Here is a 12,750-nt window from a genome sequence, read left to right as displayed (position 1 = left end):
CGAATTACCGAAGGAAACCCTATGAACAAATTCATCGTGGGCGCCTGTGCCGGCGTTCTTTCGCTGGCTGCATCGCAGTACGCAACCGCCCAGACCGCGCCCGCAAAGCCGGCCGCCAAGAAGGCTCCGGCCAAGAAGAAGGTCACCAAGAAGGCAGCGCCTGTTGTCGCCGCCAAGCCTGAAGGCGTGCAATGGAAGTGCGAACTCGGCAACGAGCTCTACATTGCAGGCGACATGACGCGTGACCAGATCATCAAGCTGCACTGGAAGGGCAAGAACTACGACCTGCCGCGCCAGCTGACGCGCACCGGCGCTGACCGCTACTTCGACCAGAAGACCGGCTTCGACCTGGTGGTGATCCCGGCCAAGGCCATGCTGTTCGACCGCAACGAAGGCCACCGCCTGGCCGATGAGTGCCAGACCGCCGAAATGGCTGCCGGCGCACCGGCCCCGACGCAAGCCGGCGCCCTGCGCGCTCCGGCCGGCCTGCCGCTGATGACGCCGGACAGCGCGGCTCCCGCCCCGGCCCCCGCTCCGGCACCGGGCACCGCCCAACCGGCCCAGCAATAACGCGCTATCACGCAACAGGCCCACAGGAACCGCCCATGTCCGCACCCGTTGCGAACATCCGCCCGCATCCGGACAAGGTCATCGTCGACGACGTGACCTTGCATGGATGCGCCGGGCGCCTTGGGCCCGCCGCAGCTGGAGCCGTCGAGCCACATGGCACGATGGCTCCAGGCACCGCCCTCTTCGCCCCTCGGGCAATCGAGGCGCACCAAGATACCGTCGCCCGCGGCCAACGCAGCCATGCGCTGCGCATGAAAATTGCCCGCGTTGGCGACAAGCGTTTCACCACGAATGACCTCGACGCCAAGAAGCGTTCGATTGCCCATGGCATCCCCGCCCGCATCCACGGCGGCAAGACGTTCAGCGGCGTCGTGGCGCAGTACCCGACCGGCCAGCAGCCATGCCGGTCAATGCATTTGCCGGTTTGTATGTGATTGATTTTGTCGATTTGATGTATCCGCACGGGGCGCCCCGGCACCCCGCGCAATCCTCAAGCCTTGGAGTCATGCCATGCCCCACAATCTGAAAAAAACACTCAAGGAATTTAAGATCAACGGTGGCCAGACCGGCAAGTTCTACTCCCTGCCGCAATTGGGCAAGGAACTGGGCGTGGCGATCGAGCGCCTGCCGGTGTCGATCCGCATCGTGCTGGAATCCGTCCTGCGCAACTGCGACGGCAAGAAGGTGACCGAAGAGCACGTCGCGCAACTGGCCAACTGGAAGCCGACCGCCGAGCGCGTCGACGAAATCCCCTTCGTGGTCGCCCGCGTGGTGCTGCAGGACTTTACCGGCGTGCCGCTGCTGGCCGACCTGGCCGCCATGCGCAACGTGGCCGAGCGCATGGGCAAGAACCCCAAGAAGATCGAGCCGCTGGTGCCGGTCGACCTGGTCGTGGATCACTCGGTGCAGATCGACCACTTCCGCGAGAAGAAGGCGCTGGATCTGAACATGCAACTGGAGTTCTCGCGCAACAACGAGCGCTACCAGTTCATGAAGTGGGGCATGCAGGCATTCGACACGTTTGGCGTGGTGCAGCCGGGCTTCGGCATCGTCCACCAGGTCAACCTGGAATACCTGGCGCGCGGCGTGCACAAGAAGGACGGCGTGTTCTACCCGGATACGCTGGTCGGCACCGACAGCCACACCACCATGATCAACGGTATCGGCGTGGTGGGCTGGGGCGTGGGCGGCATCGAGGCGGAAGCAGGCATGCTCGGCCAGCCGGTGTATTTCCTGACGCCGGACGTTGTCGGCGTTGAGCTGAAGGGCCGCCTGCGCGAAGGCTGCACCGCCACCGACCTGGTGCTCACGATCACCGAAATGCTGCGCAAGGAAAAGGTCGTCGGCAAGTTCGTCGAATTCTTCGGCGAAGGCACGGCCAGCCTGTCGCTGCCGGACCGCGCAACCATCGGCAACATGGCTCCGGAATACGGCGCCACGATGGGCTTCTTCCCGGTCGACGAAAAGACCATCGATTACTTCAAGGGCACGGGCCGCACGCAGGAAGAAATCGCTGCGTTCGAAGGCTACTTCAAGGCGCAGAAGCTGTTCGGCGTGCCGAAGGCCGGCGAAATCGACTACACCAAGACGCTGACGCTGGACCTCGGCACGGTGGCCCCGTCGCTGGCCGGTCCGAAGCGCCCGCAGGACCGCATCGAGATCGGTAACGTGAAGTCGACGTTCTCGTCGCTGTTCTCGAAGCCGGTTGCGGAGAACGGCTTCAACAAGAAAGCGGAAGACCTCGACAAGACCTTCACGACCACCAACGGCGTCGACGTGAAGAGCGGCGACGTGCTGATCGCGGCCATCACCTCGTGCACGAACACCTCCAACCCGAGCGTGCTGCTGGCAGCGGGCCTGCTGGCCAAGAAGGCCGTCGAAGCCGGTTTGGAAGTGGCGCCGCACATCAAGACCTCGCTCGCCCCGGGAAGCCGCGTGGTGACGAAGTACCTGGAAGCCGCCGGCCTGCTGCCGTATCTGGAAAAGCTCGGCTTTGGCGTGACGGCCTACGGCTGCACGACCTGTATCGGCAACGCCGGCGACCTGACGCCGGAACTCAACGAAGCCATCGTGAAGAACGACATCGTTGCGGCCGCCGTGCTGTCGGGCAACCGCAACTTTGAAGCGCGCATCCACCCGAACATCCGCGCCAACTTCCTGGCCTCGCCGCCGCTGGTCGTGGCCTACGCGATCGCCGGCAACGTGACGCGCGATCTCATGACCGAGCCGGTCGGCAAGGGCAAGAATGGCAAGGACGTGTATCTGGGCGACATTTGGCCAAGCTCGGACGAGATCGCCAAGCTGATGAAGTTTGCGATGAACGCCGACACGTTCCGCACGAACTACGAGCAGGTCAAGAAGCCGTCCAAGCTGTGGGCCAACGTCAAGGGCACGAAGGGCCAGGTCTACGACTGGCCGAAGTCGACGTACATCGCCGAGCCGCCGTTCTTCGAAGGCTTTGGCATGACGCCGGCGGCTGCTTCGGCATCGGTCAAGGGCGCCCGCGCACTCGGCGTGTTCGGCGATTCCGTGACGACCGATCACATCTCCCCGGCCGGTTCGATCAAGGAAACGTCGCCCGCCGGCAAGTACCTGCTGGCCAACGGCGTGCTCAAGGCCGACTTCAACAGCTACGGTTCGCGCCGCGGCAACCATGAGGTGATGATGCGCGGCACGTTCGCCAACGTGCGCATCAAGAACCTGATGATCCCCGCCAAGGCGGACGGTTCGCGCGTGGAAGGCGGCGAAACGCTGTTCCAGCCGAGCGGCGAACAAATGTCGATCTACGATGCCGCCATGAAGTACATCGCCGAAGGCACGCCGACGGTCGTGTTCGGTGGCGAAGAGTACGGCACGGGCAGCTCGCGCGACTGGGCCGCCAAGGGCACGCAGCTGCTGGGCGTGAAAGCCGTGATCGCACGCAGCTTCGAGCGTATCCACCGCTCGAACCTGGTGGGCATGGGCGTGCTGCCGCTGCAGTTCAAGGGTAGCGACTCGGCGCAATCGCTGGGCATCGTAGGCGACGAAACCTTCGACATCGAGGGCCTCGACGGCGAAATCAAGCCGCAACAGGACGTCACCCTGGTCATCCATCGCGCCAACGGCGAGACCACGCGTGCGCAAGTGCTGCTGCGCATCGACACGCCGATCGAGGTGGATTACTACAAGCACGGCGGCATCCTGCCGTTCGTGCTGCGCCAGCTGCTGGCGGCTTAAGTTTCAAGCCACCACGCTGCGAAGGTGCAGATCGAAAGCCGGCTCTTCGGAGCCGGTTTTTTATTGCCTGCCAAATCAAACAAGGTGACGATGCCCCAATCGGCAAGCAGGCTTTGGTACAGTGTGCCGAATCGGCCGTGTGATGTGCCCGCCCCGTTGGCGGCACGCTCGCCGCCCGGCCTCGCCTGACCGTTTCATTGCTGGAGTCCCGCACCCATGGCCCAAGTGGTACTTGCCTTCATCGTCGTGGCGGCTGCCGTGTTCTACATCCTGTTCAAGGCACCGCAGACCGACGCCCAGGCGCCAGCCCCGGCAACGCCCGCCGTAGCAGCGGCGCCTGTGCCCCCGCCTCCGCCAATGGCAGCTTCCGCGCCGATAGCCGAGACGCATCCGGCACCGGCCAGCACGCCGGCTGCATCCGAACCCGCAGCGGCTTCCGCACCTGCGAGCGCAAGCAGCCCGGCCTCCGCAGCCTCGGCGCCTGCGGCCAAGCCTTAAGGTTTTCGCCTGACAGGTTTCGCAACGGGCGTCGCGCAGCAGCGTACAAGGGTAAAATAACGCCCCTTCATTCTTCCAACGAACGGTACGGCACAGCATGGCAGGATTCCGCTCCAAGGCTCCCCAACGTCTTTCCCCCGATGCAGAACGGCTGGTGGCCGATGCGCTGGCGCTCGACGCGTCGGGCAGCCGCATCGAAGACGTCTATTGGGAACAAAGGCTGTCCGAACGTCTTTCCCGGCTGCTCAAGAACGGCAGCCAGACCGCGCTCGACGCCGCGCTAGACCATCTTTTCAAGCACAACGAGGAAGCCTCCGACGTGCTGGCCGAACAGGCCGAGACGCTCGCCGAATCGGCCATCCTCAGCTCGGGCGGCGTCGAATATGACGCGCTGCTGATCGCGGCGCCCATCCTCGCGCACACCCGCTACATGATCCCCTCGGGCACCATCAAGCCCGAGATGGCGCAAACGCTGCAGGTACACCTGCAGGCGCATGTGATGGCGTCCAACGCCCGTGTGGCGCTGGCCCCTTACCTGTACAGCATCGATCAGCTGCCGCGCACGCATTCCGACACCTTTGCGCTCACGCACAAGCTGGCCGCGTATGCGCTGTCGGGCCAGCCGGCCAAGGTTGAACTGCGCGACATGCCGGAAACGGCGCCGATCCTGGCCGACCCTCGCTACCTGGTGGCGATCGTCGTGGCGCAGCACGGCCAGGCGCTGTTCCGCTGGCAGGAAGATGCCAAGGAGCACCACGCAGAGCGCTCCGCCTGCCTGGAGCAATGGCGCGAACAGGTCACGCCGACCATCTCCACGCTGATGCCCGGCTGCGAGTTCGACCTGCTCCTGCCGGACGCCTTCTTCCTGTCCTGCCGCGAGTCCGACAAGCAGATCCGCCCGCTGACCGTGCGCGCTGCCGTCAATTACCTGCAGGGCGCGCTCGATATGCCGGCCAACCGCTTCGGCGCCATCATCGGCGCGTTCGGTGAAGAACAGATCGAGGAATACCGCGTGGCCTTCACGGTGCGCGGCGAGAAAGACCTCATCTACGGCATTGTCTGGCCCGTCTACGGCCGCGACGGCGGCGCCACGGATGTCACCGCGGAAGGCGAACCGGGCAGCCCGCTTGAGCAGATTTGCGATGAATTGCGTGCCTGCGGCATCGAAGACATCTTCCGCCACGGCCAGCTCTTCGAACCCGAGTACTGCGAAGACTGCGGCGCCCCGCTCTATGCGGACCGCTCGGCCGAAATCGTCCACGCAGAAATGCCGGAAGACGCGCCGACCCAGCAGCCACTGTTCCACTGACGGCCGACGCGCGTGATCAAAGCCACCTTCGGGTGGCTTTTTTATTGCTCCGCGATCGTTCATATTGATTGTCGGTTTGCGTCGCACGCGCCCCGCCGGGCTGCGGCACAATGACGGTCTTCCGCCACATGGCATCACCGCCGAACCCCAGGAGCCTCCCGATGACAACCCGTGCCCTCTTGTGTGTTCCCATCCGCGCCCTGATCCGCAACCTCGCAGCCTGTGCGCTGGCAGCGGCTGCCGCGGCGCCGTTCGCCGTGCACGCCGACGACCTGCGCATCGGCCTGTCCGCCGACGTCACGTCGATGGACCCGCAGTGGAACAACGCCGGCCCCAACAACGCCATGGCGCTGCACATCTTCGAGTCGCTGGTCTTTCTCGACAAGAACGGCCGCTACACGCCTGGCTTGGCCACCTCTTGGAAGCCCGTCGACGCCAACACCTGGGAGATCAAGCTCCGCCCCAACGTGAAGTGGAGCGACGGCACGGCGTTCACCGGCGAAGACGTGAAGGCATCGATCGAGCGGCCGGCGCGCCTGACCAACAGCCCGGGCCCGTTCACGAGCTATACGAAATCGATCACCGAAGTACAGATCGTCGATCCGCTCACGGTGCGCCTGAAACTGTCGACACCGAATTACGCGAGCATTCCCAACGATCTGAACAGCCTGCCCATCCTCCCGAAAAAGGTGGCCGATGCCGCGCAGGCGGACTTTGATGCGGGCCGCGCCATGATCGGCACCGGTCCGTTCCTGTTCGACCACTTCACGCGCGGGCAGGAAATCGTCCTGAAGAAGAACCCGCACTACTGGGGCCGCGCGCCGCAGTGGGACAAGGTGACCTTCAAGATCATCACCGACAATGCGGCGCGCACAGCCGCGCTGCTCTCGGGCGATGTGGATGTTGTCGAGGCCGTACCGGCTGCGGACGTGCCGCGCATCAAGCAAGACCCCAAATTCCACCTCGAACAGCAGGTGTCGTGGCGCACGATTTTCTGGCAGATGGATCAGAGCCGCGATGCTTCGCCGTTCGTGACCGACAAGGCCGGCAAGCCGCTGGCCAAGAACCCGCTCAAGGACCATCGCGTGCGCGAGGCCATCGCGCTGGCCATCAACCGCGATGCCATCGTCAGCCGCGTGCTGGAGGGCCAGGGCGTGGTGGCATCGAGCATCGTGTCGCCGCAGATCTTCGGGCACCCGGGAGGCAAGCCGATCGCATATGACCCGGCACGCGCCAAGAAACTGCTTGCCGAGGCCGGTTATCCGGACGGTTTCGGGCTCACGCTGCACGCCACCAACAACCGGTATCTGAACGACGCGCAGGTCGCGCAGACCACCGCACAGCTGCTCACGCGCATCGGCATCCAGACGAAGGTGGAAACGCTGCCGGTGGCGGCGTACTTCTCGCGTGCGCGCCAGGGCGAGTTCTCCTTCATGATGCTGGGCTGGGGCTCGGTGGCGGCGGATGTGGCGCTGCGCAGCATTCTCGGTACGCCCAACGCGCAAACCGGCTACGGCTCGTGGAACTGGGGCCGCTACAGCAACCCGGAACTCGACAAGCTGGTGCAAACGTCGCTCTCGACGGTGTCGAGCGAACAGGCACACGAGCAGGCCGCCAAGACCGCGGCGCGCTTTGCGCAGACCGACTACGCCATCATCCCGTCGCATCACCAGCTCGCCACGTGGGCCATGCGCAAGGGCATTCGCTACGAGGCCCGCACCGACGAATGGTCGCTTGCCTGGTTGTTCACCAAGCAATGATGATGGGTTGGTAACGAACACCGTGCCGTAACGCGCTGTTACAGCAAATTCGCCTGATGTGCCGCATTGGGGTAACTAGCAGGAACTTTCGTCCTGAGCTTTCCTCTATCATGGCGATTTCCACGCCGACACCCTGTAACACTCGTGATGTTGCGACCCAAACTACTCTGTCTCGGCGTCGTCGCTTTGCTGGCCGCCTGCTCCAACTTGCAGACTGAACCGACCGATGCGTCGGCCCAGGCCACCAACGCCACGCCGAGCACTCCGGCAGCGCAAGCCAAGCCGGCCACCCCGCCCGCCCCGACCACGCCGCCCATCGTCTTCGGCTCGACCGACAGCAGCGGCACCACCACGGTTAACCTGCCGTCCAAGGACAAGATGAGCTTGTCCGAGTACCGCGCACAAACTCGTGATCGCCTGATTCAATCGGAAGGTGCCCGCCCCGACGTGGCCGACTGCGCTGCGCATGCGAGCTGGATCATTCCGCGCTCGACCAATTTCGATCAGTTCCGCCTGCCGACGGGTGCGCTTTCCAACGACCAGGCCAAGGTCGAGCCATGGGACTCGCGCTTCTCGTCCAGCAAGCAAGGTGCGATCAAGGTGTCGAGCGTGATCACCTTCAATGCCGCCGTGCACAAGCGCGGCACGGGCAATGACCAGTGGGAACCCGTGCGCGTGCGTTGCGGGTATGACGAAGGGATGATGCTGGCGTATGAACTGCTCGACGCCAACGGTCAGCCATTCGCCGCGCCAGCCGCTGCGCCTTCGTCGTCAACAGCGCGCACGCACTGCCGCCGCGGTCATCGCTGCACGACGAGTGCGGCGGCACACGGCAAGGCCACCGCCAAGGGCAAGGCCTCGACAAAAGCGACGGCCAAATCAGCCAAGGGCAGCGGCGCCGCCAAGACCAAGTCGACCACGGCAAGCAAGTCCACCGCCAAGTCGACGTCAAAGAAGACGACGAAGAAGTCGTCCTCCAACTAAGCGCAACGCGCCGCCACCCGAGGCGGCGCGGCGTTTATCTTCAGCCGAGATACTCCAGGATCGCCTGCAGCATGGCCGCGCCCAATGCGGCGCTGCGGGCGCCGTCCCAACCCACGCGTGCGTCGGGCAGGTCGGCGTTGTCCTTGAACGGCATTTCCAGCGTCAACGACAGGCAGCCATACGTGTGGCCGATGTACTTGGAGGCGAGCTTGAGCGCGTCTTCGTTGTACTTGCTGGCCTCGTAGCCGTATCGCGTCTGGAAATCCGGTGATGCCCGCAGGAACGCCGCCACAAAGCGGTCCTGGTCGGCGCGCTGTGCATCGGTAAAGCCGGGCAGCATTTCACTGCCGGCCACGAACACATAAGGCAGCGCCTCGTCGCCGTGGATATCGAAGAACAGATCGACGCCGGTTTGCTCGATGGCCTGGCGCACCGCCAGCACTTCGGGGCTGCGCTGCGCGTCGGGTTCCATCCACTCGCGGTTCAGGTTCGCACCCGCGGCATTGGTGCGCAGGTTGCCCAGCGACGAGCCGTCCGGGTTCATGTTCGGCACGATATGGAAGACGGCGCGCTCGGCAAGCACACGGCCGATGGGATCGCCGCTCCAGACGCCTTGGCGCGTCAGACGCGCGAGCAAGCCCTCGACGAACCACTCGGCCATCGTCTCGCCCGGATGCTGACGCGCGATGATCCACACGTTTTTCTTGCCCGGGCCGGGTTCACCGACGGTGATGCTGGTCATGTCGCGGCCCTGCACCGTTTGCCCCAGGCGCTGCGTGCGCACGCCGGGTTTCGTTTGCGCAGCGGCCACGAGCGAAAGGTGGCGCTCATCCGAATACGGCTCGAAATAGGCAAACCAGATGCTGTCGTGCTCGGGCGTCACCTCGATCGTCAACGTCTTGCCGTCGTAGCGGGTCGGCACACGGAACCAATGCTCGCGGTCGTACGAGGCGACGGCGCGGTAGTCCTTCCAGCCGGCGGCGTAAGTGCATTCGCCGGCGTTTTCCAGTGCGAGCTTGCAGGCCTGGCCCCGCACACCTTGCAGGCGGAAGTGGAACCACTGCGTGAAATCCGCGTGCGAATCGCGGCGAATGCGCAGGCGGATGGCATCGGCGCGTGCGACATCGACGATTTCGATGGCGCCGCTGTCGAATGCGCTGGAAATGTGCGGTTGATTGGCAGTCATGTCGGATCCTGTCATCAGGTGAGCTTGCGGCGGAAGACCCAGCGCTCGTCGTCGGAATCGGCAGCGGCAAAGGCATAGCCGTCGACATCGAACGCCTTGAGCTTGCGCGGATCGGTGATGCGATGCTCGATCGCGTAGCGCGCCATCAGACCACGCGCACGCTTCGCATAGAACGAAATGATCTTGTACTGGCCGTTCTTCCAGTCTTCAAACACCGGCGTGACGATGCGCGCCTTGAGCACCTTGGGCCGCACCACCTTGAAATACTCTTCCGACGCGAGATTGACCAGCACGGGATCGTCGTCCTGCTTGAAGAGCTTGTTCAGCGCCAGCGTCACCTCGTCGCCCCAGAAGGCGTACAGGTCTTTGCCGCGCGGATTGGCAAGGCGCGTGCCCATTTCCAGCCGATACGGCTGCATCCAGTCGAGCGGGCGCAGCACGCCGTACAGCCCCGACAGAATCCGCAGATGCTTCTGCGCGAACTGCAGATCGTCGACCGCCAGCGAATTGGCGTCGAGCCCGCCGTAGACGTCGCCGTCGAAGGCGAGCGCGGCTTGCTTGCTGTTCTCGGCCGTGAATTCGGGCGACCAATCGGCGTAGCGTGTGGCATTGAGCGCCGCCAACGGATCGGAAATGTGCATGAGCGTGCCGATCTGGGCCGGCGACAGCTTGCGAAGCACTTCGATGAGTTCTGCGGAGCGCGCGATGAAATCGGGCAGCGTGTGGGTCTTGGTGCGCGGCGGGGTGTCGTAGTCGAGCGACTTGGCCGGCGAGAGGACGATGATCATGTCAGAATCGCGGTTCACAAGTCTGGAATTGTATCGAATGGCAGACGCTGCCGCCCTCGCCCACTCCACCCAGGCTCCGGCCCCGCGCGTGGTGCTGGACTCCAACATCTGGGTCGACATCCTGGTCTTCGACGATGCGGTTGCGCGCCCAATCCGCGCTGCGCTGGAAGCCGGCCGGCTGGATGCCATCATCAGCCCCGCCTGCCGTGAAGAACTGCGCCGCGTGCTCGACTATCCGCAATTCGCCCGCTACGCCGTCGACGCGGAGGCCGCACTCGCGTGGGTCGACCGCGTGACCCGGTCCGTCGCTGATCCTGAAGACGCGGCCCGCGCGCAAGGCGAAGCGTTCGTCCCGCGCTGCAAGGATCGCGACGACCAGAAATTTCTCGCGCTGGCCGATGCCGCCGACGTTGCCTATCTCGTTTCCAAGGACCGCGCCGTGCTCAAGCTCAAGCGCCGCATGGCAAAGTATTGCGACGTGGCGGTGCTGCCGCCCAAGCAGTTCGTCGCGCTGGTCCAGTTGGAAAACACGCCCCTAGCTGCCATCCCGAATCAAGCCTGAAGCCGTCTTGTCATGACCACTGTTGAATCGCTCGCACCCATCGTCCCGCCGCCGTCGCGGCTGCCGAATGTCGGCACCACCATCTTCACCGTGATGTCTGCGCTGGCCGTGGAAAAGCAGGCCGTCAACCTGGGCCAGGGCTTTCCCGATTTCGATTGCGACCCGCGCATCGTCGATGCGGTATCGGACGCCATGCGCGCCGGCCTGAACCAGTACCCGCCGATGACCGGCGTGCCCGCCCTGCGCCAGGCCATCGCAGCGAAGATCGCCAATCTGTACGGCCACGCTTACGATGCCGACCGCGAGATCACCATCACCGCCGGCGCCACGCAGGCGCTGCTGACGACCGTGCTGTGCTGCGTGCACCCCGGCGATGAAGTCATCGTCTTCGAGCCGACGTACGACAGCTACATTCCATCGATTGAACTGGCAGGCGGCAAGGTCGTGCCGATCACGCTGAACGCACCGGACTTCCGCATCCCGTTCGACACGCTGGCGGCGGCCATCACACCGCGCACGCGCCTGATCATGCTCAACACACCGCACAACCCGACCGGCACGGTCTGGCATGCGGACGACATGCGCAAGCTCGCTGAGATCCTGGCGCCGACCAATGTGCTGCTGCTCTCCGACGAGGTGTACGAGCACATGGTGTACGACGGCGTGCCGCATGCGTCGGTGGCGCGCATTCCCGAGCTGGCGCGGCGCGCCTTCGTGGTCTCGAGCTTCGGCAAGACGTATCACGTGACGGGCTGGAAGGTCGGCTACGTGGCCGCCCCCGCCGCGCTGATGGCGGAATTCCGCAAGGTGCACCAGTTCAACGTGTTCACCGTCAACACGCCGGTGCAGCACGGCCTCGCAAACTACATGGCGGATCCGCGTCCATACCTGGAGTTGCCGGCGTTCTATCAGCACAAGCGCGACCTGTTCCGCGCGGGGCTAGAGAAAACGCGCTTCAAGCTGCTGCCCTCCCAGGGCACGTACTTCCAGTGCGTGGATTACAGCGCCATCTCCGGTCTGCCCGAGGCCGAGTTCGCCAAGTGGCTGACGAGCGAGATTGGCGTGGCGGCAATTCCCGTATCGGCGTTCTATTCGCAGCCGCACGAATCGGGCGTGGTGCGCTTTTGCTTCGCCAAGAAGGACGAAACGCTCCAGGTTGCCCTGGAGCGCTTGTCGAAGGTGTAAGACCGTAAAGCTGAGGCCGATCAGCGCTTGCTGGCGTAGTGCGCCAGCATCTTTTCCAGATTGGCCTTGCTGTCTGCCCGAACCTTCTGCACGTTCGGGTTTTCCGCCATCTGGGCCAGGTAAGGCTTGACGCCCTCGACCTGCGCCAGCAGGTCTTCACCGTAGATGATCTTGGTGGCCTGGCTGACCAGCGGGAAGTGCACGATGGCCGCGCAGTCCGCAATGGTGAACGTCTCGCCCGCGACGTAAGGCGCGAACTTGAACAGCTTGGCCGCCGCCGGGATGTTCTTCTGCAGTTGCTCGCGCACCTTGACCTTCAGGTTGTCGCTGATCTTGCCGCCAAAAAACGCCTCGGGAAACAGCTGGCGCGCCACCAACTCCAGGTGCAGCTCCAGGAAGGTCACCACCTCCCGCACCTTGGCCGCCTGGAACGGATCGGCCGGAATCAGCGGATGTTCCGGATAGCGCGCTTCCAAGTAGTCGACAATGACCTGCGATTCGCACATGCCGCGATCGCCATCTTTCAGATACGGCACCTTGTGCAGCGGCGAGATTTCGCCGTCCGTCTGCTCCGGCCAGCACAGTGATTCCTCAAAAGGGATGCCCTTTTCCAGCAGGGCGAGCTTGACCTTGTTGTAGTAGTTGCTCGCAGAAAAGCCGTAAAGCGTCAGCATGAACGCGTCTCCTTGGTA

General features: G+C 64.2%; 12 protein-coding genes. 9 read left to right on the top strand and 3 right to left on the bottom strand.

The features are described from left to right. Positions 1 to 21 precede the first annotated feature (21 nt). From ABIC76_RS16715 to ABIC76_RS16685, 7 genes are all read left to right on the top strand, one after another. Complete coding sequence (locus ABIC76_RS16715) at positions 22 to 570, top strand: hypothetical protein (protein ID WP_027681076.1); 549 nt, start codon at positions 22 to 24, stop codon at positions 568 to 570. A gap of 35 nt (positions 571 to 605) precedes the next feature. After that, positions 606 to 1,004: a 2-methylcitrate dehydratase gene (locus tag ABIC76_RS16710; protein ID WP_354534622.1), complete on the top strand. Its 399-nt coding sequence runs from the start codon at positions 606 to 608 to the stop codon at positions 1,002 to 1,004. 76 nt (positions 1,005 to 1,080) lie between these two features. After that, positions 1,081 to 3,786, top strand: coding sequence for an aconitate hydratase AcnA (gene acnA, locus ABIC76_RS16705; protein WP_354534621.1), 2,706 nt, complete (start codon positions 1,081 to 1,083; stop codon positions 3,784 to 3,786). A 216-nt stretch (positions 3,787 to 4,002) separates the two neighbouring features. Continuing rightward, entirely contained in the window at positions 4,003 to 4,284 is a 282-nt protein-coding gene (locus tag ABIC76_RS16700) for a hypothetical protein (protein ID WP_102066372.1), read from the top strand. Between the two features lie 97 nt (positions 4,285 to 4,381). Then, entirely contained in the window at positions 4,382 to 5,593 is a 1,212-nt protein-coding gene (locus ABIC76_RS16695; RefSeq protein ID WP_024975336.1) for a DUF2863 family protein, read from the top strand. A 161-nt stretch (positions 5,594 to 5,754) separates the two neighbouring features. After that, entirely contained in the window at positions 5,755 to 7,353 is a 1,599-nt protein-coding gene (locus tag ABIC76_RS16690; protein ID WP_354534620.1) for an ABC transporter substrate-binding protein, read from the top strand. Between the two features lie 147 nt (positions 7,354 to 7,500). After that, positions 7,501 to 8,337: a BspC domain-containing protein gene (locus ABIC76_RS16685; RefSeq protein ID WP_354534619.1), complete on the top strand. Its 837-nt coding sequence runs from the start codon at positions 7,501 to 7,503 to the stop codon at positions 8,335 to 8,337. A 40-nt stretch (positions 8,338 to 8,377) separates the two neighbouring features. Here ABIC76_RS16685 and ABIC76_RS16680 read toward each other — a convergent pair whose 3' ends face one another. Then, positions 8,378 to 9,523: a M14 family metallopeptidase gene (locus ABIC76_RS16680; RefSeq protein ID WP_354534618.1), complete on the bottom strand. Its 1,146-nt coding sequence runs from the start codon at positions 9,521 to 9,523 to the stop codon at positions 8,378 to 8,380. Positions 9,524 to 9,537: 14 nt separating this feature from the next. Further along, a complete protein-coding gene (yaaA, locus tag ABIC76_RS16675; RefSeq protein ID WP_316873329.1) occupies positions 9,538 to 10,311 on the bottom strand; it encodes a peroxide stress protein YaaA in 774 nt (257 codons plus the stop codon). Positions 10,312 to 10,348: 37 nt separating this feature from the next. On the opposite strand from yaaA, the gene ABIC76_RS16670 reads away from it, so the two are divergent. Both ABIC76_RS16670 and ABIC76_RS16665 read left to right on the top strand, forming a co-directional pair. Further along, positions 10,349 to 10,873: a putative toxin-antitoxin system toxin component, PIN family gene (locus ABIC76_RS16670; RefSeq protein ID WP_354534617.1), complete on the top strand. Its 525-nt coding sequence runs from the start codon at positions 10,349 to 10,351 to the stop codon at positions 10,871 to 10,873. A gap of 12 nt (positions 10,874 to 10,885) precedes the next feature. Further along, on the top strand, positions 10,886 to 12,058 hold the full coding sequence (locus ABIC76_RS16665; RefSeq protein WP_354534616.1) for a pyridoxal phosphate-dependent aminotransferase: 1,173 nt from the start codon (positions 10,886 to 10,888) through the stop codon (positions 12,056 to 12,058). A gap of 20 nt (positions 12,059 to 12,078) precedes the next feature. Here ABIC76_RS16665 and ABIC76_RS16660 read toward each other — a convergent pair whose 3' ends face one another. Then, the gene (locus ABIC76_RS16660; RefSeq protein WP_354534615.1) at positions 12,079 to 12,732 is read right to left on the bottom strand and encodes a glutathione S-transferase; all 654 of its coding nucleotides are present in this window, start codon (positions 12,730 to 12,732) and stop codon (positions 12,079 to 12,081) included. Between the last annotated feature and the right edge of the window lie 18 nt (positions 12,733 to 12,750).

The sequence above is a fragment of the Ralstonia sp. 1138 genome (assembly GCF_040544795.1).
In the GTDB taxonomy this organism is placed as follows: Bacteria; Pseudomonadota; Gammaproteobacteria; order Burkholderiales; family Burkholderiaceae; genus Ralstonia; species Ralstonia flatus.
This window is presented reverse-complemented; position numbering and strand designations above follow the sequence as displayed.